The organism is Sphingopyxis sp. Soil_C_28, from assembly GCF_057657055.1.
Genome location: NZ_JBDGJE010000002.1, coordinates 150,285 through 173,054 on the forward strand (window position 1 = coordinate 150,285; position 22,770 = coordinate 173,054).

Genomic DNA, 22,770 nt, shown 5'->3' on the forward strand with positions numbered 1-22,770 from the left:
GATTTCCTTCCCTCACTGCGCCCCTGATGCGTCAGTCCGGGAAGGCGTTTTCAGTCCTTGCCGGTTGATGCCTCATCCTGCCCGCGCCCCTCGAAGTCAAGCGCCGCGCTGTTGATGCAATAGCGCAGGCCGGTGGGTCCGGGGCCGTCGGGGAACACATGGCCGAGGTGGCCTTCGCATTTGGCGCAGCGCACTTCGGTGCGCCTCATGCCGTGGCTGGTGTCGGTTACTTCGGTGACGGCACCGCCTTCGGCAGGTGCGGTATAGCTCGGCCAGCCCGATCCGCTGTCATATTTGGTGCGGCTGTCGAACAGGGGTTCGCCGCAGTCGGCGCAGCGATACACGCCGTCGCCCTTGTGATCGGTATATTTGCCGGTGAACGCCCGTTCGGTGCCGCCTTCGCGCAGCACATGGTGCGCCATCGGATCGAGCGTCTTTTCGGTTTTCGGATCGGCCATGATCGATTGCTCCTTCGGCGCGCGGGCCGGTGTCCGGCGGCGGCGCTGTTGGTCATAATATCGGATCGAAAGCCTTGTCCGGCAAGGGGGCGGGCTCAGTCGCCGGCGATCCGCGTCGCGTGCATCGCCCAGCGCACCAGCGGCGGCACCCATGACGCCAAAAGGGTCAGGCCGCCCGCCGTCCGCGGGCTTTCGCCGGCGCGCCAGACGCGGTTCGCGATGGCGAAAGGGCGCGCCATGCGGGCCGACAGGCTCCGCTGAAAACCGGGCGCCGCGCTTGCTCCGCCGTGATGCCAGGCCGCCACCGCGGCCGCGGCGCTTGCGAAAGCCAGTCCCATCCCCTCGCCGGCGAGGCTCGGAATCACCCCCGCCTGATCGCCCAGCCGGAACAGGCCGGGGGCGGTATCCCGTGTCCGCCAGCCATAGGGGACATGCCCGATCGCATCGATGCCGTGCGACCCGTCGGCAAACGCCAGGCGCTCGCCAAGCCGCGGATGCGCATCGCCCAATGCGCGGAGTAGCGCGGCCGGGTCTCCGCCGACCGCGTCGAGCCGCGACTTGTGCGCGGCGAGGCACAAATTGGCGCTGCCATCCTCCTGCCGGACCAGCCCGGCATAGCCCCGATCGAACAAATGGAGCTCGACCGCATCGTCGACCAATCGGTCGAGCGCCGGATTCGGCGGCAGCCGGAGCCGCAGCCCCATCACCGGATCGGCGCGCTGCCAGGGTTCGGGGTCGCGGGGAAAGCCGCGAAAGCCGTGTTTGCCCGCCGCGAGGAACAACGCGGGCGCGCCCAGAACGGCGCCATCGCGTGTCTGCACGCTGCCATCGTCGAGCGCGGTTGCATGAACGCCGCGCTCCAGCGCTGCGCCGGATTCGCTCGCGGCCGCTTGCAACGCGCTGTCGAGACGCCGGCGCGACACGCCCATCGCGAGAGCGGGCAGCGGGGTTTCGCTGTGCCGCCGGCCTGCGAACAACCGGACCCGTGCCACCGCCTGCCCGCCCAGCGTCGCGCGCTCGATGCCGAGCCTTTCGAGCCGGGCCAGCGTCTGCCAGCTCAGAAACCCGCCGCACAGCGCGTCGCCCGTTTCGTGCGTGCGTTCGAGCAGCAGCGTGTCGGCGCCCGCACGGGCCAGCCCGATCGCCGCCGCCGCCCCTGCGGGTCCGGCCCCGACGACGATCGCGTCGGTCACCGGACGCGCTCGACGCAAAGCCGATAGGGGAAGCTGCGAAAGATGCGGCAGGCATCGGCGCTTTCGGGCAAGGCGTCGGCGAGCATCGCCTTCCATTCGGCGCGGCGAAAGCTGCGCCCGACCGACAATTGCCCGTCGCGGCGGACGATCGGATCGACCCGTGCCAATGTCGCGAGCAGCGGATAGCCTGCAAAGGGCAGGCGTCGGCGGTGGAGGTCGTTGACCAGCCAGCCGCGCCCCGCCTCGGCCTCCATGAAGCACAGGAATTCGGCGCGCTGCGCCGGCGTCATATGATGGGTGACGAGGCTGGAGATGATGATATCCCACCGCTGCCCCGCGAGACTCCGATAATCGCCGGTGATCAGCCGCGCCCGTTCGCCGAGCCGCACCGCGGCCACCGCTTCGCTCTTGCGATTGAGATCGACGCCGGCAAGCTCAAGCGCGACCCCGCGCTTTTCGCCCCACTGCGATATTCTCGCGAGCATGTCGCCCGCGCCGAACCCCACGTCGAGGATGCGCCAGGGCCGTGTCCCCACACCGCGCGCGCGGACCCGATCGAGAAAGCGCAGTGTCGGACGCGGCGCCATCGTCAGGCCGTTGATGCGCGACAGGTCGGCGAGGACGCGGGCATATAGTTCGGGCGGCAGCTCGGCCGCGTCCATCTCCTCCTCGGCGTCGATCGGCGCACGAAGGCTGGTGAAGGGGTTCATGGTGCGGTGAAGCGGATCGCTTCGGCGGCGAGCCCGGGGCCGAAGGCGATGGCAATGCCCTCCCCCTTTGCGCCGCGCGCCATCATGTCGGCGAGCACGAACAGGATCGTCGCCGACGACATATTGCCGAAGCGCGCGAGCACGGCGCGGCTGTCGTCGAGCGCTGGCGGGGGAACGTCCAGCGCATGTTCGACGGCATCGAGCACCGAGCGCCCGCCGGCGTGGACCGCAAGCAGCGGCGGCGCGCCGCCATCGCCGAACAATTCGCGCTGCACGCCGGAATCGGCCAACGTTTCGCGCAACCGCCCCGGCACCTCACCCGACAAGGTCATCTCGAAGCCCTTGTCGCCGATGTCCCAGCGGATCAGGTCGGCGCTGTCGTCGAGCGCGAGGCTGCGGCCTTCGCCCAATTCGAATCCGTGCGGCGCAGTCGAGACGATTCCCGCTGCTGCGCCGTCACTGAACTGGAGCATCGCGAGCAAGGGTTCAGGTTCGTCGGCGAGGCTGAGGTGCAGCGTCGACAATTCGACGCTGACCACCAGCACCACCGCATCGGGCTCGGACCGCACGATATGGCGCGCGGTGCGCAGCGCGGTGACGCCCGCATAACAGCCCATGAAGCCGATCAGCACGCGCTCGACGGTCGGGGCGAGGCCCAGCCGCCGCGCGAGAATCTGATCGATTCCCGGCGCAACGAAGCCGGTGCAACTCGCGACAACGATGTGGGTGACGCGCGCCGGATCGAAGGCATCGCCCAGTTTTGCAATCGCCTGCAGCGCCAGTTCGGGCGCACGTTCTGCATAGGCGCGCATTCGCACCGACGTCGGCGGCAAACCGGGGACATCGTAAAATCCGCCGGCCCCGACTGGCGATCCGCCGGTCGGCGTGGGGGGAAGCACCGACCAGCGATGATCGATCCCCGACCGTGTGGTCATGCGCGTGAAGATCGCGCGCACCCGATCGTCGGTCAGCCGCGGCGTTGCCCACTCGATAAAGGCCCGATGGATATCATGCCCCGGCACCGCAGTGGCGAGGGCGTTCAGCCGGGGGGACGGCAGGGATATATTCATCGCGCACATGTGGCCGAAAAGCGGGAAACTGGCCAGCGATTAGCGCCCCCGTTGCTTTACCGCGGCTTAACCATGGCTGGGCTAGTGTTATCACTGTGAAACTGCGTCTTTTCCTTGGACTTGTACTGGCCTTCGCCGGCGTGCCCGCCGCGACGGCGCAATGCATGCTCTGCGCGCAGGACAAGGTGGAGGGCGCCACGGTTCGCAAGGCCGAGGTGCCGTTGCGCGTCGATGTCGAAACGCAGCTCGACATGGGCCGCGTCGCGGTCGGTGCAATGGGGGGCGAGGTCGAACTCGACCCGTTGTCGGGCGCGCGCCGCGTGCGCGGCGATGTCGTCGACCTGGGCGGTTTTGCGCTGACCGGCGTCGTTACCGTACGCGGCGAACCCGGCGCCGAGGTGCGTGTCATCCTTCCCGCGAGCGTCGATCTCGAAGGCAGCCATGGCCGCACCGCGCGCGTCACCGGCCTCGTCACCGACCTCTCCGCCGCACCGCGGCTCGGCGCCGACGGCCGCCTGCAATTCCGCTTCGGCGGCCGGCTGCAGGTCGCGGCGCTCGACGACGGCGACTATCGCGGACGCATTCCGGTGACGGTCGAATATCAATAGCAGCGCAATTCCCGGGTTGGAAAAGTCAGCTCGAAGTTGGGAGCGGACGTTGCCCGTTTAACACCATGACCCTCGCCCCCGCGAAGTCGCTGGCGCGGACTTGCTTAGGTCGTTTGCGGCCGACCGTTCAGCGACTTCCAAAAAGCGCCGTTCCGACGCGCACATGCGTCGCGCCCAGCATCACTGCGGTCTCATAATCGCTGCTCATCCCCATTGATCGGAACGGCAGCCCGTGGCGTTCGGCGAGTTCGTCGAGCAGCGCGAAAAAGGGCGCGGGTTCGATGTCGGCGGGCGGGATCGCCATCAGCCCCTCGATCGTCAGCCCGGCGTCCCTCGCCTCGGTCAGCAATGCGGGCAGGTCGGCGACCGCGCAGCCGCCTTTTTGTTCTTCGTTGCCGATATTGACCTGGACGAACAGCCGCGGCTGTTTGCCCGCCTTTTGGCAAGCTTTCGCAAGCGCCTGCACCAGCGAGCTGCGGTCGAGCGAATGAATCGCGTCGAACAGCGCGATCGCTTCCTCGGCCTTGTTCGATTGCAGCTGGCCGATCAGGTGGAGTGTGACATCGGGGGTTTCGGCGCGCAGTTCGGGCCATTTTGCCGCGGCTTCCTGCACGCGGTTCTCGCCGAAATGGCGCTGGCCCGCCGCGATCAACGGGCGGATAGCGCTGGCTTCATGCGTCTTCGACACCGCGATCAGGCAGATATCGTCGGTCCGCCGCTGCGCGCGTTTCGCGGCGTCTGCGATATGGGCCTGCACGTCGGCCAGCCGGTCTGCTGCTTCGCTCATCGTCTCGTTTCCATCCCGCGCGTTGCGCGCGCCCGCGACGCGCCTATAGAAAGGGCGATGACCGGGCGCCACCCCCTGCCGACGCGATGGCTGTTCAGCGACGAGCGGCTCAAGGCCGGTATTGTCGCACTCGCGGCGCTGCTTCCGCCCGGCAGCGGGATCGTTCTGCGCCACGACAGCCTGCCGCCCGGCGCGCGCTGGCGCCTCCTGCGGCGGTTGATGCGTACCGCGCGGGCGCGGGGCTTGACCGTGCTGCTTGCCGATTCACCACAGACCGCGCGACGCTGGGGTGCCGATGGCGTCCATCTCCGGCAGCATGGGGCGCACCGCGCGGCGCCGGCCCATCGGCTGGGTCTGTCGGCAACGATGCCCGTCCACGACGCCCGCGAAGCGCGCCGCGCCCGCCGGTGCGGGGCGGACGGCGTGTTTATCTCGCCGCTCCATTCGACCCGGTCGCACCCCGGCGCCCGGGCGCTTGGCCGCGCCGCGTGGTTGCGGCTGGCACGTCTGTCGGGCGCGCAGGCGATCGCGTTGGGCGGAATGACGGCGGCGCGCGCACGCGCACTAAAGCGCGTGAGCCGAATCAGCTCGGGATGGGCGGCGATCGATGCGTGGGACGAGATAGCGGCTAAGCGCCGGCAGCGTCAGAAGCGGAACGCGGTTCCGACATAGACCGCCTGGCTGTCGCGCCGCGTATCGGTCAGCGGTTCGACGCGGTCGTCGCTCTTGTACCGCACGCCCGCGGTGACATCGATATTCTTGGTCAGGCGATAGCTGCTGACGACATCGACGGCGGACGCTTCGCCGGGAGCGGTGACGCGATCGGTTGCCCCGCTTGGGTCGCTTGGGCGGTTGACCATACGCGTGGCGAAGCGCGACTTTTTCTCGTCCTGCTCGGGCGCCTTCGCGACCGGCAGGTTGCGCAGGTCGGTACCGCGCGGCAGCGTCGGCGTAACGAATTTCTCGAAACCGACCGACGCGCCGAGATTATATTTGACCGGCGCGATCGCGACCGGCGCGGTCCGGCCGGCGGCGATGGCCGACGTGCGCGTCGCACTCGATGCGTCGTCGCGCGCGCGAATCACGACGGTGATCGCGCGATTCTTGCGGCCTTCGTCGGTCAGCGCCGGAGTGAAGCTGAAGCGCTGTTCGGCCGACATCTGGGTGTAACGCGCGATCAGGCGCGGATCACCCGATGCGGGCGTGAACTGGCCGAGCAATGTTTCGGACAGCGCGGTATCGCGGATGCCGTCGGTGCGCGACATCGCGGCGAGGGCTGGCGGGAGCGCAAGCGAAGCCACCGCCAAAGCAGTGAGACTTCCCTTCCAAAGATGTCGCGATGTGCGCGCCATGATTCTGCGACTCCAACCCCAATCGACTCATCAAATAGGGCGACCACCGCGATATTGCCAGCGAATCCCGCCAAATTATTGCAACGATTCCGCTTTTTGCCGAAATTGTTGCGCGATCGTCACAGTGCATTCCGAATCTGACCAGAATCTGAACGGCGAGGCGGCCTGAATTGCCGCGCTTGCCCGACGGCGGCAAGGGCGATAGAGACGCTGACAATTCCGTTATACGCGGCCCGGTTTCCTGTTCCGGCGGCGTTCAAAAGATAAGGTGTTATCGGCATGTTCCAGCTTTCCGTCCCTGCCAAGCTCGGCCGTCGTTCGGCCACGGTCGTGCTGCTCGGACTTACGGCACTCGGGCTTTCGGCCTGCGCGAAGAAGGATCGGCCGCGCGCCGACCTCGCCGCCAGCCAGGTGACCACGATCGGCGTCAACAGCTATTTGTGGCGCGCCTCGCTCGATGCGCTGTCGTTCATGCCGTTGCTCCAGGCCGATTCGTCCGGCGGCGTCGTGATCACCGACTGGTATGCGAACCCGGCGAACCCCGGCGAGCGGATGAAGGTCACCGTGTCGATCCTCGACCGCGACCTGCGCGCCGACGCGCTCCGTGTCGCGGCCTCGCGCCAGGTGGCACAGGGCGGCACCTGGGTCGATGCGCCGGTTCAGGCGGCAACGGTTCAAAAGCTTGAGGAAATCATCCTTACTCGCGCCCGCGACCTGCGCCGCGGCGCCATCAGGGACTAATCCGGCGGCGCGTCCATCGCGCCACCAACACAGACAAACGGGGTAACCGACGAATGACCCGCGAACCGCGCTTTGGCGCCCTCGCCGCCGACGCCCGCTGGCAAAAGGCGTGGGAGGCGGCGAACAGCTTTGCCACGACCGACTCCAAGAATGCGGATGGGGCCGACAAGCCGAAGGCCTATATCCTCGAGATGTTCCCCTATCCCTCGGGGCGCATCCATATGGGGCACGTCCGCAACTATGCGATGGGCGACGTTCTCGCGCGTTTCAAACGGATGACCGGCCACGACGTGCTCCATCCGATGGGCTGGGACGCGTTCGGCATGCCCGCCGAAAATGCCGCGATGGAAAAGGGCGTCCACCCCGGCGGCTGGACGCGCGACAATATCGCGTCGATGCGCGCGCAGCTGAAGCGCCTTGGCCTCGCGATCGACTGGAGCCGCGAACTTGCGACGTGCGAGCCCGATTATTACGGGCAGGAGCAGGCGCTGTTCCTCGACCTGTTCGCCGCGGGACTCGTCACGCGCAAGCACAGCTATGTGAACTGGGACCCCGTCGACATGACCGTGCTCGCCAACGAGCAGGTGATCGACGGCCGCGGCTGGCGCTCGGGCGCGCTCGTCGAAAAGAAGAAATTGTCGCAGTGGTTCCTCAAGATCACCGACTTCGCCGAGGAATTGCTCGAAGGCCTTGGCAGCCTCGACAGCTGGCCCGACAAGGTCCGGCTGATGCAGGAAAACTGGATCGGCAAGTCGCAGGGGCTGGAGTTCAGCTTCAAGATGGCGGGCGGCGCGGCGGGGTTCGACGTCTTCACGACGCGGCCCGACACGCTTTATGGCGCAAGCTTCGCGGCGATTTCGCCCGACCACCCGCTTGCCGAACGGCTGGCGAAGGATTCGCCCGAACTCACCGCGTTCATCGCCGAATGCCGCCGTCAGGGCACGTCGGCCGAGCAGCTCGAGACGGCCGAGAAGCTTGGTTTCGACACCGGCCTTGCGGTCGAGCATCCGCTCGATCCCGCGTTGCACCTGCCGGTCTGGGTCGTGAACTATGTGCTCATGGACTATGGCACCGGCGCGATCTTCGGTTGCCCGGCGCACGACCAGCGCGATCTCGACTTCGCACGCAAATATGAGCTGCCCGTCCACCGCGTCATCGCCGACGGCGACGAAACCGCGCAGCATTTCACCGGCGACGAGGCGTACACCGGCCCCGGCAAGCTGGTGAACAGCCATTTCCTCGACGGGATGAGCATCGACGAGGCCAAGGCGGCGATCGTTTCGCGCGCCGAGCATGAAGGCTGGGGCAAGGGCACGACCGTATGGCGCCTGCGCGACTGGGGCGTTTCGCGCCAGCGCTATTGGGGCACCCCGATCCCCTTCATCCATTGCGATGCCTGCGGCACGGTGCCGGTTCCCAAGAACCAGCTCCCCGTCATCCTGCCCGAGGATGTCGATTTCTCGGTCCCCGGCAACCCGCTCGACCGTCATCCGACGTGGAAGCATGTCGCGTGCCCGAGCTGTGGCGGCGAAGCACTGCGCGAGACCGACACGCTCGATACCTTCGTCGATTCGTCCTGGTATTTCCTGCGCTTCGCCAGTTCACCCGCGGACAAGCCCTTCGACCCCGAGGTGATCCGTCGCTGGCTGCCTGTCGATCAATATATCGGCGGCATCGAGCATGCGATCCTTCATCTGCTCTACGCGCGCTTCTGGACGCGCGCACTGAACAAGATGGGGATGATCGACATCAAGGAGCCGTTCGCCAGCCTGTTCACACAGGGCATGGTGACGCACGAGACCTATAGCCGCGTACAAGGCGAAGGCCTGCCGCCGCTCTTCTTCACCCCCGACGAAATCGAGCGCAAGCCCGACGGCGCGATCCTGACCGCCGACGGCTATACCGTCGATGTCGGCCGCGTGATCAAGATGTCGAAGTCGAAGAAGAATGTCGTCGATCCCGACGCGATCCTCGACCAATATGGCGCCGATGCGGCACGCTGGTTCATGCTCTCCGACAGCCCGCCCGAGCGCGACCTGCCGTGGAGCGAGGCGGGGATCGAAGGCGCGTGGCGTTTCGTCCAGCGCCTGTGGCGCCTGTTCGGCGACACCGAAAATGTCGGCGACGGGGCCGAGGACAAGGGCCTCGCGCGCAAGCTGCATCAGACGATCGCCGGCGTCGCCGTCGATGTCGAAGCCTTGGGTTTCAACAAGGCGGTTGCGAAGATTCACGCGCTCGCCAACGAGATCGAAAAGGCACCGCCCTCGGCGACCCGCGCCGAGGCATGCCGCACCTTGATCCTGCTCGTCGCACCGATGCTGCCGCACCTCGCCGAAGAGGCCTGGGCTGCGCTTCCCGAAAGCCAGCGCACAACCGCGATGATCGCCGATGCCGCATGGCCGACCGCCGATCCGGCACTGCTCGTCGATGACGAGGTGACAATCGCGATCCAGATGGCGGGTAAGCTGCGCGATACGATGACGCTCGCCAAAGGCCTCGACAAGGAAGCGGTAGAAGCCGCAGCGCTCGCGCGCCCGCGCATCGCCGAGCTGCTGGGCGGCACCGCGCCGAAGAAGGTCATTGTGGTCCCCGACCGTTTGGTGAATATCGTTCCCTGATGCGAACCCTGCTCATCTCCTCGCTCGTCGCCGCCTCGCTGATGCTCGGCGGCTGCGGGCTGCGTCCCTTATATGCCAATGGCAGCAAGGGGGCGGTGGCGCAGATACTCGCCGATGTCGATGTCGCGGCGATCGAGGGGCATAATGGCTGGCTCGTCCGCAACGCCTTGCGTGACCGGCTTCAGGCGACGCAGGGCGGACAGGGCGCTGGCAAACGTCTGCGGCTCGACGTCCGGCTCGAAGATTCGATCACCGGCTTTGGCGTCCGCGCCGACGATGCGGTGACGCGCGAACGCCGCACCCTGCGCGCGCGCTACCAGCTTGTCGACGCCGCGAGCGGCGAAGTGCTGCTCGACGCGACAGCTTTTTCCGACGCAGGCATCGACGTCGTCGGCAGCGAATATGCGACGATCGCTGCCGAATCCTCGGCGCTCGAACGCCTGTCCTCGGCGGTCGCCGACCAGATCGTCGCGCGCCTCGCGGTCTTTGCGAACCGCGGCGGCGGACAACCGGCTGCCGCGCCCGCCGGGCAATGAAATCGGTCAAGCCGAACGAACTCGAACGCCTGTCGCGCCTCGACCCCGCGGTTCGCTTCACCCTCCTCACCGGCCCCGATGAAGCGACGATGGAAGCCGTTGCGAGCCATTTGATCGGCCTCGCGGGCAAGGACGCCGAACGGCTCGACCTGACGGGATCGCAGCTGTCGCAGGACCCCTCGCTGCTCGCCGCCGAAGCCGCGTCGATGTCGCTCTTTTCGCCCGCACGCGTGATCCGGGTCGAACTCGCCGGCAGCGGCGACGACAGTCTCGCGGCGGTCGAGGCGTTGCTTGCCGCCGACACCGTAATCAATCCGGTGATCGCGACCGGCGCGTCGGTCACCGCCAAGTCGAAACTCGTCAAGCTGGTCGAAGGTTCGGATCATGCGGTCGCGGCGATCTGTTACCAGCCCGACCGGCGCGCGTTGGTCGGCATCGCGATGGCGGCGGGGCAGGAGCAGGGGCTTCGGATCGCCAATGCCGATGCGCAATTGCTCGTCGACCTGGTGTCGGGCGATCAGGCGCTGATGCGGCGCGAGATCGAGAAGATGGCGCTCTATCTCGACGCGGGGCCGGACCGGCAGCGACAGGTGACCGCCGCCGACATCGCCGCGCTCGGCGCCGCAACGCACGAAGAGGATGTCAGCGCGTGCATCAACGTCGCGCTCGGCGGGAAAGTGCGCGAGCTTCCCGAGATGCTGGCGACGGCGACGGCGGTCGGCGTCGCCGAGATCCGCATCATCCGCGCGCTCGCGATACGCGCCATGGCGCTCGCGCGTCTGCGCGCCGAAGTCGATGGCGGCGCGCATCCCGCAACGGTGGTGTCGGCGCGTACCAGCGGAATCTTCTGGAAAGAACGCGATGCGGTGACCGCGCAGCTCCATATCTGGGACTCGGTCCGCATCGCGCGGCTGATGAGCCGGTTGCTCGATTGCGAGCGTGCGCTCAAATCGTCGGGCACGGCGGGCGCGGTACTGTTTCGCAAGCTGATGACCGACATCGCGCATCAGGCGGCCCGCGCCCGCTGATTACCGGCCTGCGGAAACGAAAGGGCCTGCCACGACAGTGCCCGGCCGCGGCAGACCCTCCCATACCCTCCCCGTCCGGGGAGGGGGAGAGACGGTCAGAACTGGCCGCGCAACGTCACGCCATAGGTGCGCGGTTCGCCGGGAAAGCCGACGAACAATTTGTTGGCGGTGCCCGGATGTCCACTGGCGGCCGGGGCTGCAACGGCGCGGAACGATCCCGATCCCTGCAACGGCATGTCGGCGCCGATCTGATAATATTGCTTGTTGAACAAATTCTGGCCCCACAGCTCGATGCCCCAGCGACGGTCGCGCCCGAACAGCCCGATGCGGCCGTTGAACACCGCGAAGGCGTCCTGTTCCTTTTCGATGTCGAGGTTCGAGCCGGTGTTGGTGTCGCTCTGCAGCCGCGTGTCGAGATAGACGAGCGCGGTCAGCCCCGATCCGCCGATCGGCGGCGTCCAGCTGATCCCTGCGGTGGCGACATATTTGGCGGCATTCGACACCCCGCGCCCGGGCAGCTGGAACAGCACCGGCGACAGCGCTCGCCCGCCGGTGCCCACCAGATCGCGGCGATAGAGCGTGTCGACATAGGTCAGCCCCATGTTGACCGAGACATCACGCGCGGGGCGGAGGAAGGTCTCGATCTCGAAGCCTTTCGCGACGACCCCCGGTTTCAACCGGTCGGACGCGCAGGCGCCCGTGGCGGCACTATTGTCGGTCGGAGCCGTTCCCAGATCGTCCTTGCACGCCTGGATATTGGTCACCTCGAAATTGACGCCGTTAAAGGTGTTCAACTGGTAGTTGCTATATTCCTGCCAGAAGGCGGCGACGTTGACGTCGATCCCGGGGCCATCCCATTTGACCCCGAGTTCATAGGCATCGACCTTTTCGCTGGCGAATTGCAGGTCGCTCGCTTCGGGGCGGCCGTTGCCGGGTGAGTTCGCCGGCCGCGCCAGCGCCGTCGTGCAGGCGGCATTCTGTGCTGCCGAGCCTGCCGTCGTGCTGCACGGCCTGTCGAGCGCCGAATAGTCGAGGTTGAAGCCGCCCGCCTTATATCCCTTCGACGCCGAGGCGTAGACGAGCCATTCGGGCGCGGGTTTCCAGCTCAGCACCGCGGTGCCGGTCCACTGGCCCTCGCTGAACTTCGTTCCCGGCGCGCCTTTGACGATGTCGGGCGCAGTGCCGTTGATCACGCAGGCGAGGCTGGCGAGCGCCTGCAGCGACGAATTGACGATCGCCGGACACAGCGTGTTCGTGAAATTGGCATCGCCCGACAGCGTCTTCTTCTCATGCGTGTAGCGCGCGCCGACGGTCAGCGTCAGCGCGTCTTCGATAATGTCGAAGCTGTTGTGGGTGAACAGCGCATAGTTGGTGCTGCGCTGGTGAAAGGTCGATCCATTATTGCCGGTGCCGTTGAGCGGCGCGGCGCCGAGCAGCGCCGCGATTCCCTGGAACCCGGGAAAACTTGCGGCGGGCAGGTTCGAACAGGTCGCCGACGCCGGGTTGAGCAGTGCGGGCGCGAGTGTCGCGGCGGCAAGGCAATTGGCGAAGCGCTGATAATCGGCGCCATATTTGATGTCGTCGTCGACATCGAGTTTCTCATTCGCATAATAGCCGCCGACCAGCCAGTCGAGCCGGCCGTCGAACGCCTCGCCCTGCAACCGCAGCTCCTGCGTAAACAGGCGGAAGCGGCGGTCGAGATCGGTGCGGCGCAGGATATCGAGCGTGTTGAAATCGGCGTCCTGCCCCTGCGCATTCTTGTAATCGCGATAGGCGGTGATCGAAGTCAGCGTCGCGGCGCCGAGCTCCCAGTCGAGTTCGCCCGAAACGCCCCAGTCCTTCGTGTCCGACCGATAGGTGACCCCGGGTGTCGTCGACTGGCGGCGAACGAAGCTGGACCCGGCGGGTGCAACCTGATGGTTTGCGCCAAGCAGTTGCAGCAATGGCAGCAGCGTATTCGCGGATGCCACGGGAAAACCGTCGGCGCCGCGTGTCAGGTTGCGCACGGGGTTTAGCAGGATGCCGCCGCAGCAATTCTCCTTGCGCTCGCTATAATCGGCGATCAGGCGGAATTTCAGCGTCTCGCTCGGCTCGAACATCAGCTGCCCGCGCGCCAGCCAGCGGTCGCGGTCATTGATATCGGGTTCGCCCGGCGTGACATTCTCGATGAAGCCGTCGCGCTTCTGCCAGACGCCGTCGAGGCGCACCGCGGCCTTGTCGCCCAGCGGCGCGTTGATCATCCCGTCGACGCGCCAATAATCATAATTGCCATAGGACACCGATCCCTTGCCCGCAAAACGGCCAAGCTCGGGCGCCTTGGTGACGATGTTGATCAGGCCGGCGGTCGAGTTGCGGCCGAACAGGGTGCCTTGCGGGCCGCGCAGGACCTCGACACGCTCGATGTCGCCGAGTTCGGACAGGCCAACCCCGGTCCGGCTGCGATAGACGCCGTCGATGAACAGGCCGACCGAGGATTCGAGGCCGGGATTCTCGCCGACAGTGCCGATGCCGCGGATGCGCGCCGAAAAATTGACCTCGCTTGTCGCGCCCGACACCAGCAGCGAGGGCGCCACTTGTCCCAGCGCACGGACGTCGGTCGCCCCCGTCTTTTCCAGCGTCTCGCCGGTGACCGCCGAAACGGCGATCGGGACGTCGGACAGGGCCTCGCTGCGCCGCGTCGCGGTGACGATGATCGTGCTGTCGTCGGTCTCGGCGCCCGCATCCTGTGCCATGGCGGGCATCGCCAATAGGCCGAACGAAAGCGACAAGCCGGCGGCGCTTGTGCGCAGCATGAAGGCGGCACGACGGTTATGGTTTTTCATGGGACTGGCCCTCCTCTCACAAAATCTGTCGATGCGGGGAGAGCGGTCTTTTTTCTTGTTGCGCGAGCGTAACACGACTGGGCGGCGCCAAGCCAGCGCAAGCCCGTGCCGTAACGTCATTGCGCGCGGGGCGCGGCTTTTGTGCCACAGCTGTCAGATATGACGGGTTGACGTGTCCGGGGCAAAAAAAGGGGCGGGACACGATGTGCCCCGCCCCGATGTCTCAAGCTTTGCCCGCGATCAGAACTTGCCGCGCAGCGTCACGCCATAGGTCCGCGGTTCGGCAAGGAACTGCGAGAAGATCTGACGGCCGCCCGGATATTGCGGATCGGCAAAGGCGGTGCCGGTCGATGTGCCGCCTTCCTGGAACGGCGAGTTGAAGGCGACCTGCGCATATTGCTTGTTGAAGATATTCTGGCCCCAGAATTCGATGCCCCATTTCTCGTCGGGGCCGCGAATGCCGATGCGCGCGTTGAACAGTGCATAACCGTCCTGCGCCTTTTGCGGGAACAGGTCCGAACCGGTGTTGTAATCGCTGGTCATGCGGCCATCGATATAGACCAGACCGGTCAGCCCGCTGCTGCCGATGTCGGGGGTCCACGCAACGCTGCCGGTTGCGACCAGTTCGGGCGCGTTCGACAGATTGTTGCCGGGGAGCAGGCGGAGCGCCTGATCGAGCGGAGCGCCCGAGTCGTTGCCGACCAGATTGTTGCGATATTTCGTCTTCGCATAGGTCAGGCCCGCGGTCATGCGGAAGCTGCGCGCCGGAACCAGCGAGGCTTCGAGCTCGAAGCCTTCGGTCCGCACGCCGTAGCTCACATCATCGGCCGCACAGGCGCCGGTCGTCGCCGCCGCCGCGTTGTAGTTCGGCACGCCGGTGAACTTGCTCTGGTCGCGGTCGCCGCCATTCAGGCTGGAATCGCATCCGTTGACGTTCTGCACCAGGAAGACGGTGCCGTTGAACGTGTTCAGCTGAAAGCTCGAAAAGTCGGAGCGGAAGAAGGTCAGTCCCATGCCGAACGGACCGTTCGAATATTTGGCGCCCAGCTCATAGCTGTGCACCGTTTCGGGATCGAACTGCAGGTTGCTGACCAGGGCCTGTGCGCCACCCGATGCCGCGAAAGGCAGGATCGGCGATTTCAGCGCCGAACGGTCGAGGTTGAAGCCGCCCGCCTTATAGCCGCGTGAATAGCTGGCGTAGACCATCAGGTCATCGATGGGCTTGTACGACAGGATCGCGGTGCCGGTAAACTCATCCTCGCTGCGCTTGTCGCGGATCGACACATTGTTGAGCTCGGCGGTCGAATTGCCCTGACAGCTGAGGCCGATGAGCGCACCGGCCAGCGCGCGCGCGGTGGCATTGGTGCTCGACAGATCGTCGAGAACCAGCCCCTGCACCGTGGTGCAGACCGTGTTGTCGTTGGTAAAGGTCGCCGAGAACTTCTTCTTGTCGTTCGTATACCGCACGCCAAAGGTGAAATCGAGCTTGTCGGTGATGTGGAAGATATTGTGGGTGAACAGCGCCCAGTTGGTATCTTTCTGGAAATAGCGGTCGTTGATGCTGCCGCGATCGCTGAGCCCGTCGAGCGCGGTGAACGCCGCGAGGATGTCCGCTCCCGATGCGCCGGTCGCACCCGCGATCGTCGCCGGACCGACACCGGGGGCGACGCAGAGCGGGTTCGTCGGCGAATAGAGGCCGGCAAGCCCGCCGCCCGAAATGACACGGCAGGTCGCGAACCGGCCATATTGGGTGCCGAAGCGCAGATTGTCGCGAACCGTCAGCTTTTCGTTGGCGTAGAAGCCGCCGACCAGCCAGTCGAGCTTGCCGTCGAAGGCCTCGCCCTGCAGACGCAGTTCCTGCGTGAAGGTATGAAACTGGCGATAGCTATCGTCGCTGGGCGCACGATAGAGGATATCGACCGTGCCATAATCGACGTCGCCCGCCTGGCTCGACCGATATTCGCGGTAGCCGGTGATCGAGGTCAGCGTGGCGCCGCCGAGGTCATAGTCGATCTGGCCCGAGAAGCCATAATCCTTCGTCTTGCCGGCAAAGCTGCGGCCCGGGGTTACCGAGATGTTGCGGCTATAGCCCTGGTTGAACGCACCGATCGGCTGACCGAGGTCGCGCAGCACATTGATGATGTTGTTGCTCGTCGCGGTCGCCGCCGCGCCGGGGCTGCTCGGCGTGTTGAGATTGCCGATCGTGGGGTTGACCGTCGGGCCGACATAGGTCGCGCCGCAGCACTCCTCGTCGCGCGACGTATAGTCGGCGATCAGGCGCACCGACAGCGCATCGGTCGGTTCGAACAGCAACTGGCCGCGCACGAAATAGCGGTCGCGATTGTTGACGTCGCGGTTGTTGTTGGCATCGCGCAGGAAGCCGTCGCGCTTCACCCACACGCCGTCGATGCGCGCGGCGAGCGTGTCGCTGATCGGACCGGTGACGCTGCCGCCGAGGCGCCAGTAATCGTAATTGCCATAGGTGACCTCACCCGTGGCGCCGAACTGGAAATCGGGCTTTTTCGAATAGATGCTGATCAGGCCTGCCGACGAGTTGCGGCCGCCAAGCGTGCCCTGCGGCCCGCGCTGCACTTCGATGCGGTCGATTTCGCCGAGTTCGTTGAGGCCGATGCCCGACCGCGAGCGGTAAACGCCGTCGATGAACACGGGAACCGAGCTTTCGAGCCCGGGGTTGTCGCCGACGGTCCCGATGCCGCGGATACGCGCCGAGCCATTGGCTTCCGATCCGGTTGACGAGACGAGCAGCGACGGAGCGAGCTGATTGAGCTGGCGAATGTCGTTCGCGCCGCTGTTCTGCAGCGTTTCGGCGCTGACGGCCGAGATGGCGACCGGCACGTCGGACAGAAGCTGGGAGCGGCCCTGCGCCGTCACGATGATCGGGGTGTTGTCGCTATCGTCGGTCGCAGTGTCGGCGGGCGCATCCTGGGCAAAGGCCGGGACCGCGATCGCGGCCATGGCGATCGAGACGCCCAGCGCGCTGGTACGCAGCAAACGGGCAGCACGAAGGGAAGATGATTTCATATCGGGCACTCCTCTCAACATTTATTTATTTTTGTTGCAGTCGGAGCATAACTCAATTGCGTGGCCGATCCAGCGGGAGGCACGTATTTGCGTCGTTTTTGGGCGGGTGATGCTTTTTGGCCACAGGCTGAAAAGCGCCCGTTCGGCGAGGCTTACGCCCGGCGGGCGGCGATCGTGCGGCTTGCCGTAGCGTCATCCGCGATTCGGCCGGGGCACGGGAAGCAGAGCCGGCGACCCCGCGCGACCAGCATCGCCTCGTAATCACCGCAAAAATTGTCGGCGATGACCGGATCTTCGACGGCAAGGCCGCCCGTCAACGCACCGAACGCGGGCAGAATCAAACGCTGTTCGTCTCCCGCGAAGCAGGGCCGCGATACATGGCGGCCGCGGATGTTGAGCCGCAGTTTGGGATGGAAATGCCCCGAAATTTCGGGGCGCGTTTCGCCGGCGAGGCTCTGGTGACGAAAGACGATACCGTCGATGCAAAGTTCGTCGGCGACCTCGCCGCCCCACGCGCCGCCGGTCAGCCCGTCGTGATTGCCCGCGATCCATAAAAGCTTTGCCGACGCCGCCTGCCCGAACAATCGCGCCGCGACCGCGGGGGCTATCCGGTCGGCCGCCTCGCGATCATGAAAACTGTCGCCCAGACACCAGATTGCCCGCGCCCCGGTTTCAGCGGTGAGCGCGGCGAGCCGGTCGAGCGTATCGTGGCTGTCATAGGGCGGTAACGGCTGACCGAGTGCGGCATACCAGCTCGCCTTCTCCAGATGCAGGTCGGCGACGATCAGCGCGCCGTGACGCGGCCAGAACAGCGCGCGGTCGGCCAGCATCTGGAACTGCTGGCCTGCAAAATCGAAAATCGCGGCGGCGGACATGGGCCCGCTATGGCGCCGCCGTCGCCCGGCCGCAAGCGCCCTAGCCCCCAGCAGCGGCTCCGTTTGCGGCGAAGCGTTGGCGCGTGTCGCGGTTCGCGCCATCGGGCAGGTCGAACACAACGCGCCTGTTCGGAAAGTCGATCTCGACGCGGTCGAACAGCGCAAGGCTGTCCATCCCGAGCAGCAGGGCCGGCCGGTCGTTGAGGCCCAGCGCACGGAACGCCTGACCGTCGGCGAAGCTCACCGGCAAGTCGTTGACGTCCATGCCGTTGATGACGATGCGTTTGATCGCGCTACGCAATGCCGGCACGTCTTCGCCGGTCACCGCGGCCAGCATCGTCGGGACAAAGGGAAAGCGGTTGGCGCGCTTGCTTGCCACGAGTTTGTGCAGCGCCATATTGCCGACGCTCGTCTGCGCCCCGGTGTCGACGATCACGTCGATGCGCTTGCCGTTCAGCCGTGCGTCGGAAAGGATCAAGCGTCCCGCCGAATTGCGCGCCGTCACGACGATAGCGTCATCGTCGCGAATGATCGGCTGTGCGCGGCGGCGCGTTTCGAGGATCTGCATGCTTTCCTTGCGGAAATCGATCAGGATCCGGCGTTCTTCGAGCATGTCGACGCCGATCAGGCCCGCGGCGCCGATATGCCGCCCGAAAAAGGCGGGCGCATTGACCGAGGCAAGGTGCAGCTTCGCCATCTGCAGCGCCGCGACGCGATAGCTCGGCACCGTCGCCGAGCCGCCGATCGTCGCCATCCGCAGCTTTTCGCCCTGCACCAGCCCAAGCCGTTCGGCCAGTTCGCGCGCGATCACCGTCCGTTCGGCACCCGTATCGACGAGGAAGGAAAACGGCCCCTGGCCGCCGACCATCACCTTGACCGACATGCGCCGCGTTGCATCGAGGTCGAAGGGCTCGATGAAGGGGACGACGACGACGGGCGGGGTGACCGCTTCGGCCGCGGCCGGGACAGGCGCCGGATCGCCCGGTACCGGCGTCGCGCCGATCAGCGCGGGCGCGGCGAGCAGCAACGCGAACAGGACGGACCGCTTGGTAGCTTGGGTCATCGCTGGCATCCTCATTATGTTTGGGCACAATCTACGCCTCATCGCCCTTCGCGGCAAGCGAAACGCCGGTCGCGGCATGCCCTGAAAATCCGCCGATTATCCCGGTCCCATCGCCTGTTCCGCAAGGCTGTCGGCCAGCTCGCCGAGCAGCGCGTCGTCGATGTCGGCGGCGGGGATACTTTCGCGCCCGATCAGCACGAGCACGGGGATTGCGAGCGGGCTGATCCGGGGCAGTGTCTTGTGGAGCATCGTCCCCGCCGCGCGGTCGAGCAGGTCGCCGAGCCGTGCGACATCGGTCAACCGCTCGCGGGCGTCGGCCCAGGCGGCTTCGAGCAGCAGATGGTCGGGCTCATATTTGCGCAGCACGTCAAAGATCAGGTCGGTCGAAAAGGTCACCTGCTTGCCCGTCTTGCGCTTGCCCGGATGCTGGCGCTCGATCAGCCCGCCAATCACCGCGACTTCGCGAAATGCGCGTTTCAGCAGATGCGAGCTTTCGACCCACTCGATAAATTCATCTTCGAGGATCGCCGAGTCGAACAGCGCGGCCGGATCGGTGACCGGGCGCAGCGACCAGATGGCCAGCGCATAGTCCGACGCGACGAAACCCAAGGGCTGAAGCCCCGCGCGCTCCATGCGCTTGGTGATCAGCATGCCCAGCGACTGATGCGCGTTCCACCCTTCGAACGGATATGTCACCATATAATGCACGCCTTCGTGCGGGAACGTCTCGACGAGCAGTTCGCCGGGGCGCGGCAGCACCGATCGCAGCGCCTGCATTTCGAGCCAGAAGCGTACATCCTCGGGGAAGCGCTCCCAGCTCGACGGATCGGCGAGGAAACCGCGGACGCGGTCGGCGAGCCGCGTCGACAGCGCCATGCGCGCGCCCATATAGCTCGGAATGCGCGCCGGCCGCGTTGTGGCGCGGACATAGAGGTCGGTGTCGCGGATCGATTCGACCTCGAGGCTGAGCCCGGCAAAGGCAAAAGTGTCCCCCGCGGTCAGCGTGCTCGCGAAATATTCCTCGACGCTGCCCAGCCGCCGTCCATTTTTGAACCGCACGTCGAGCGTCGGGGCGTCGACGATGATCCCCGCGTTGAGCCGGTGCTGCGCGGCCAATCGCGGGTGCGCGATTCGCCAGCCGCCCTGTCCGTCGGGGGCGAGGCGGCGGAAGCGGTCATAGCTTTTGAGCGCGTAGCCGCCGTCGCGCACAAAGCCGAGCAGGCGTGCAAAGGTCTGCGCGTCGATCCATTGATACGGCGTCGCCGACCGGATTTCGGCGAGCAGTTCGTCCTCCTTGAACGGGGCGGCGCAGGCGAGCGCCATCACATGCTGCGCCAGCACGTCGAGCGCGCCGGGGCGAAAACGGTCGGCGTCGCGCTCGCCGGCCTCGACCGCGTCGAGCGCCGCGCGCGCTTCGAGATATTCGAAGCGGTTGCCCGGCACGATCAGCGCCTTGCTCGGCTCGTCGAGCCGGTGGTTGGCGCGCCCGATGCGCTGCAGCAGGCGCGAGGACCCCTTTGGCGCGCCCATCTGGATCACGCAGTCGACGTTGCCCCAGTCGAGCCCGAGGTCGAGACTTGATGTCGCGACGAGCGCGCGCAGGCGTCCTTCGGCCATCGCCGCCTCGGCGCGCTGGCGCGCTTCGCGGTCGAGGCTGCCGTGATGGATCGCGATCGGCAGGCTGAGGTCGTTGACCTTCCACAATTCCTGAAAGGTCAATTCGGCGAGCCCGCGCGTGTTGCAAAAGATGATCGTCGTGCGGTTCTTCGCGATCTCTTCCATCACCTGATGCACCGCCCAGCGCCCCGAATGCCCCGCCCAGGGGACCGCGCCCTCGGGCAGCAATATCCGGATATCGGGATCGGCACCCGCTTCGCCCTCTACCAGCGTGACCGTTCCCGAATCGCCGTTCGGCGCCAGCCAGCCGCGATAGGCGGCGGTATCGGCTATCGTCGCCGACAGCCCGACGCGGCGCAGCGTCGGGACGATGTGTTGCAATCGGGCAAGCGCGAGGCTGAGCAGGTCGCCGCGCTTGCCCGGTGCGAAGGCGTGAATCTCGTCGATCACCACCGTCTTCAGATCGGCGAACATGTTGAAGCTGTCGGGATAGGATAGCAGCAGCGACAGCGATTCGGGGGTGGTCAGCAGGATGTTGGGCGGGCGGCTGCGCTGGCGCGCCTTCTTGTCCGAACTGGTGTCGCCGCTGCGGCTCTCGACGCTGATGTCGAGTTCCATGTCGGCAATCGGCCCGAGCAAATTGCGTTCGACGTCGGCCGCCAGCGCTTTCAACGGCGACACATATAATGTGTGCAGCCGATCGGTCGGATGCGCGGCCAGATCGACGAGCGTCGGCAAAAACCCGGACAAGGTCTTGCCCGCCCCCGTCGCCGCGACGAGCAGCGCGCTTTCGCCGCGCGCGCCTGCGCTGAGCATATCGACCTGATGCCGCCGCAGCCGCCACCCGCGCGCGGCGAACCAGTCGGTGAAGGGGGCGGGGAGGTCCATAAGTGGAACGTGGGGCGGCGCGCAGCGCGGGGCAAGCTTTTCCCCCTCCCGAAAGCGTGAGGGCGATTAGGCCCCCGCGGCCATTTCCTTCAGCAGCCCGCGCCAATGTTCGCCCAACCTGCGCTGGAACAGCATCAGTTCGAATCCGTGGCGCGCGACATGCTTCTGCGGGATACTATCCCAGCCGCGATGCTCGACCGTCACCCGCGTTTCGCCGCCGACCGCTTCGAACCGCACATCGACCTCGGTCGCCTGATCCGCCCGGAAACTCGGCAATCGCCAGCCGAACGTCAGCCGGTCGCCGGGAAGCCAATGATGGACCGCGCCGACTTCCCACTCCTTGCCATCGTCGAAGCGCGTCACGAGCCTGCCGCCGGGGCCCGCGGGGTCGAAGCGCAGCGCGCCGTCGCCCTGGCGCGAGAGCTGGAACAATGGATGACTCTTCCACCACCGGCCGATGTCACGGGTGAAGGCGGTGAAGGCGACGTCGGGCGATACGCCGACACGCAGCGCGACGATCACCGCGGCGGTCATTCGGGTGCGCTCATTCGCCCGTTTCCACATGCGCCTTGAAGGCCGCGAGCTGGTGGGTCCACAGCGCCTCGGTCTCGGCGAGCCACTGCTTGAGCTCCGCCGTCGCGCCGTCTTTCAGCGAATAGATGCGCACCCGCGCGTCGAACGCCGGATGGCTGTCCTCGACCAGCCCGCCCTCCTTGAGCGCGCGCAGATGACGGCTCATCGCCGGGGCGGCGAGGCCCAGTTCGCCCGCCAGCTCACCCGCGCTGCGCGGACGCTGGCCGAGCAGCTCGACCGCGCGCCGCCGATGCGGATCGGCGAGCGCGGCGAGCGTGCGGTCGATGGCGGCGCTCAATCGTCGAGCCGCGTCTTCGTCGTGAAGCCGCCCTCGGCGTCCCACTGGTCGGCTGTCTTCGCCTCGACGGTCACCCCGAATGTCCAGATATGGCCTTCGGGGTCCCTGGCGCGGTAGCTGCGGTCGCCATAAAATTGCGTTTCGGGCTCGGCGATGATCTCGGCTCCCGCGGCGCGTGCGCGGTCGCAATGCGCGTCGATATCGTCGCCGACGCTCAGCTGGACATGCACCGATTGGGTATTCTTGCCGCCGATCGATTTGGGGCTCTTGTGGTCGTCCGACCATTCATTGCCGACCATCACCACCGAATTGCCATAGCCCATTTCCGAATGCGCGAGATTGCCCTGCTCGTCGAGCAGCACGAACAGCGGCTCGAATCCGAACGCATCCTCCAGCCAGCGGAACGCCGCCTTGCTGTCCTGATAGCTGACGGCGCTCGAAAGCCCCTTGCCTCGCGGTTGATCGACCATAGCTCTTTCTCCCGATTCGCT

General features: G+C 66.3%; 20 protein-coding genes. 6 read left to right on the plus strand and 14 right to left on the minus strand.

From position 1 onward, the window contains the following. Positions 1-50 precede the first annotated feature (50 nt). The 4 genes from msrB to AC3A43_RS08915 form a co-directional block, all read right to left on the minus strand. On the minus strand, positions 51-458 hold the full coding sequence (msrB, locus tag AC3A43_RS08900; protein WP_487792183.1) for a peptide-methionine (R)-S-oxide reductase MsrB: 408 nt from the start codon (positions 456-458) through the stop codon (positions 51-53). A 95-nt stretch (positions 459-553) separates the two neighbouring features. Next, positions 554-1,651, minus strand: coding sequence for an NAD(P)/FAD-dependent oxidoreductase (locus AC3A43_RS08905; RefSeq protein WP_487792184.1), 1,098 nt, complete (start codon positions 1,649-1,651; stop codon positions 554-556). Further along, a complete protein-coding gene (locus AC3A43_RS08910; RefSeq protein ID WP_487792185.1) occupies positions 1,648-2,361 on the minus strand; it encodes a methyltransferase domain-containing protein in 714 nt (237 codons plus the stop codon). Before AC3A43_RS08910 ends, AC3A43_RS08905 begins: the two co-directional genes overlap by 4 nt. Continuing rightward, a complete protein-coding gene (locus AC3A43_RS08915) occupies positions 2,358-3,431 on the minus strand; it encodes a type III polyketide synthase (RefSeq protein ID WP_487792186.1) in 1,074 nt (357 codons plus the stop codon). Before AC3A43_RS08915 ends, AC3A43_RS08910 begins: the two co-directional genes overlap by 4 nt. 95 nt (positions 3,432-3,526) lie before the next feature. Here AC3A43_RS08915 and AC3A43_RS08920 point away from each other — a divergent pair, with 95 nt between their 5' ends. Beyond that, positions 3,527-4,039 (plus strand): DUF4402 domain-containing protein, encoded by a 513-nt coding sequence (locus AC3A43_RS08920; RefSeq protein WP_487792187.1) that lies wholly within the window; start codon positions 3,527-3,529, stop codon positions 4,037-4,039. Between the two features lie 127 nt (positions 4,040-4,166). Here AC3A43_RS08920 and AC3A43_RS08925 read toward each other — a convergent pair whose 3' ends face one another. Then, on the minus strand, positions 4,167-4,826 hold the full coding sequence (locus AC3A43_RS08925; protein ID WP_487792188.1) for a YggS family pyridoxal phosphate-dependent enzyme: 660 nt from the start codon (positions 4,824-4,826) through the stop codon (positions 4,167-4,169). A 57-nt stretch (positions 4,827-4,883) separates the two neighbouring features. Here AC3A43_RS08925 and AC3A43_RS08930 point away from each other — a divergent pair, with 57 nt between their 5' ends. Continuing rightward, on the plus strand, positions 4,884-5,498 hold the full coding sequence (locus tag AC3A43_RS08930) for a thiamine phosphate synthase (RefSeq protein ID WP_487792189.1): 615 nt from the start codon (positions 4,884-4,886) through the stop codon (positions 5,496-5,498). On the opposite strand, the gene AC3A43_RS08935 is transcribed toward AC3A43_RS08930, so the two are convergent. Next, positions 5,471-6,178 carry a hypothetical protein gene (locus AC3A43_RS08935; protein ID WP_487792190.1) on the minus strand — a complete coding sequence of 236 codons (708 nt, stop codon included), beginning with the start codon at positions 6,176-6,178 and terminating at the stop codon, positions 5,471-5,473. The genes AC3A43_RS08930 and AC3A43_RS08935 overlap by 28 nt on opposite strands. A 279-nt stretch (positions 6,179-6,457) precedes the next feature. Here AC3A43_RS08935 and AC3A43_RS08940 point away from each other — a divergent pair, with 279 nt between their 5' ends. Genes AC3A43_RS08940 through holA form a run of 4 tightly spaced genes read left to right on the plus strand, consistent with a single transcriptional unit; the run spans position 6,458 to position 11,101 of the window. Beyond that, a complete protein-coding gene (locus tag AC3A43_RS08940) occupies positions 6,458-6,919 on the plus strand; it encodes a DUF3576 domain-containing protein (RefSeq protein WP_487792191.1) in 462 nt (153 codons plus the stop codon). 53 nt (positions 6,920-6,972) lie between these two features. Then, positions 6,973-9,537 (plus strand): leucine--tRNA ligase, encoded by a 2,565-nt coding sequence (gene leuS, locus AC3A43_RS08945; RefSeq protein ID WP_487792192.1) that lies wholly within the window; start codon positions 6,973-6,975, stop codon positions 9,535-9,537. Further along, entirely contained in the window at positions 9,537-10,073 is a 537-nt protein-coding gene (lptE, locus tag AC3A43_RS08950; protein WP_487792193.1) for an LPS assembly lipoprotein LptE, read from the plus strand. Before leuS ends, lptE begins: the two co-directional genes overlap by 1 nt. After that, a complete protein-coding gene (gene holA, locus AC3A43_RS08955) occupies positions 10,070-11,101 on the plus strand; it encodes a DNA polymerase III subunit delta (RefSeq protein WP_487792194.1) in 1,032 nt (343 codons plus the stop codon). The genes lptE and holA overlap by 4 nt, the downstream gene beginning before the upstream one ends. Positions 11,102-11,196: 95 nt before the next feature. On the opposite strand, the gene AC3A43_RS08960 is transcribed toward holA, so the two are convergent. The 8 genes from AC3A43_RS08960 to AC3A43_RS08995 all read right to left on the minus strand — a co-directional run bounded on the left by AC3A43_RS08960 (position 11,197) and on the right by AC3A43_RS08995 (position 22,749). After that, positions 11,197-13,923, minus strand: coding sequence for a TonB-dependent receptor (locus AC3A43_RS08960; protein ID WP_487792195.1), 2,727 nt, complete (start codon positions 13,921-13,923; stop codon positions 11,197-11,199). Positions 13,924-14,163: 240 nt separating this feature from the next. Next, positions 14,164-16,965: a TonB-dependent receptor gene (locus AC3A43_RS08965; protein WP_487792196.1), complete on the minus strand. Its 2,802-nt coding sequence runs from the start codon at positions 16,963-16,965 to the stop codon at positions 14,164-14,166. A gap of 152 nt (positions 16,966-17,117) precedes the next feature. After that, on the minus strand, positions 17,118-17,840 hold the full coding sequence (gene pdeM / locus AC3A43_RS08970) for a ligase-associated DNA damage response endonuclease PdeM (RefSeq protein ID WP_487792197.1): 723 nt from the start codon (positions 17,838-17,840) through the stop codon (positions 17,118-17,120). 40 nt (positions 17,841-17,880) lie between these two features. Then, the gene (locus AC3A43_RS08975) at positions 17,881-18,903 is read right to left on the minus strand and encodes an aspartyl protease family protein (protein ID WP_487792198.1); all 1,023 of its coding nucleotides are present in this window, start codon (positions 18,901-18,903) and stop codon (positions 17,881-17,883) included. 96 nt (positions 18,904-18,999) lie between these two features. Beyond that, the gene (locus tag AC3A43_RS08980) at positions 19,000-21,408 is read right to left on the minus strand and encodes a ligase-associated DNA damage response DEXH box helicase (protein WP_487792199.1); all 2,409 of its coding nucleotides are present in this window, start codon (positions 21,406-21,408) and stop codon (positions 19,000-19,002) included. Between the two features lie 66 nt (positions 21,409-21,474). Beyond that, entirely contained in the window at positions 21,475-21,942 is a 468-nt protein-coding gene (locus AC3A43_RS08985) for an SRPBCC domain-containing protein (RefSeq protein ID WP_487792200.1), read from the minus strand. Positions 21,943-21,952: 10 nt separating this feature from the next. Beyond that, on the minus strand, positions 21,953-22,279 hold the full coding sequence (locus tag AC3A43_RS08990; protein ID WP_487792201.1) for an ArsR/SmtB family transcription factor: 327 nt from the start codon (positions 22,277-22,279) through the stop codon (positions 21,953-21,955). Next, a complete protein-coding gene (locus tag AC3A43_RS08995; protein ID WP_487792202.1) occupies positions 22,276-22,749 on the minus strand; it encodes a VOC family protein in 474 nt (157 codons plus the stop codon). The genes AC3A43_RS08990 and AC3A43_RS08995 overlap by 4 nt, the downstream gene beginning before the upstream one ends. Positions 22,750-22,770 lie beyond the last annotated feature (21 nt).

Excerpts from the sequence above, each read along its gene's own strand:
- msrB (WP_487792183.1), bottom strand. The coding sequence starts at position 458 with ATGGCCGATCCGAAAACCGAAAAGACGCTCGATCCGATGGCGCACCAT.
- AC3A43_RS08910 (WP_487792185.1), bottom strand. The coding sequence starts at position 2,361 with ATGAACCCCTTCACCAGCCTTCGTGCGCCGATCGACGCCGAGGAGGAG.
- AC3A43_RS08915 (WP_487792186.1), bottom strand. The coding sequence starts at position 3,431 with ATGAATATATCCCTGCCGTCCCCCCGGCTGAACGCCCTCGCCACTGCG.
- AC3A43_RS08925 (WP_487792188.1), bottom strand. The coding sequence starts at position 4,826 with ATGAGCGAAGCAGCAGACCGGCTGGCCGACGTGCAGGCCCATATCGCA.
- AC3A43_RS08930 (WP_487792189.1), top strand. The coding sequence starts at position 4,884 with ATGACCGGGCGCCACCCCCTGCCGACGCGATGGCTGTTCAGCGACGAG.
- AC3A43_RS08935 (WP_487792190.1), bottom strand. The coding sequence starts at position 6,178 with ATGGCGCGCACATCGCGACATCTTTGGAAGGGAAGTCTCACTGCTTTG.
- AC3A43_RS08940 (WP_487792191.1), top strand. The coding sequence starts at position 6,458 with ATGTTCCAGCTTTCCGTCCCTGCCAAGCTCGGCCGTCGTTCGGCCACG.
- leuS (WP_487792192.1), top strand. The coding sequence starts at position 6,973 with ATGACCCGCGAACCGCGCTTTGGCGCCCTCGCCGCCGACGCCCGCTGG.
- lptE (WP_487792193.1), top strand. The coding sequence starts at position 9,537 with ATGCGAACCCTGCTCATCTCCTCGCTCGTCGCCGCCTCGCTGATGCTC.
- holA (WP_487792194.1), top strand. The coding sequence starts at position 10,070 with ATGAAATCGGTCAAGCCGAACGAACTCGAACGCCTGTCGCGCCTCGAC.
- AC3A43_RS08960 (WP_487792195.1), bottom strand. The coding sequence starts at position 13,923 with ATGAAAAACCATAACCGTCGTGCCGCCTTCATGCTGCGCACAAGCGCC.
- AC3A43_RS08965 (WP_487792196.1), bottom strand. The coding sequence starts at position 16,965 with ATGAAATCATCTTCCCTTCGTGCTGCCCGTTTGCTGCGTACCAGCGCG.
- pdeM (WP_487792197.1), bottom strand. The coding sequence starts at position 17,840 with ATGTCCGCCGCCGCGATTTTCGATTTTGCAGGCCAGCAGTTCCAGATG.
- AC3A43_RS08975 (WP_487792198.1), bottom strand. The coding sequence starts at position 18,903 with ATGACCCAAGCTACCAAGCGGTCCGTCCTGTTCGCGTTGCTGCTCGCC.
- AC3A43_RS08980 (WP_487792199.1), bottom strand. The coding sequence starts at position 21,408 with ATGGACCTCCCCGCCCCCTTCACCGACTGGTTCGCCGCGCGCGGGTGG.
- AC3A43_RS08985 (WP_487792200.1), bottom strand. The coding sequence starts at position 21,942 with ATGACCGCCGCGGTGATCGTCGCGCTGCGTGTCGGCGTATCGCCCGAC.
- AC3A43_RS08995 (WP_487792202.1), bottom strand. The coding sequence starts at position 22,749 with ATGGTCGATCAACCGCGAGGCAAGGGGCTTTCGAGCGCCGTCAGCTAT.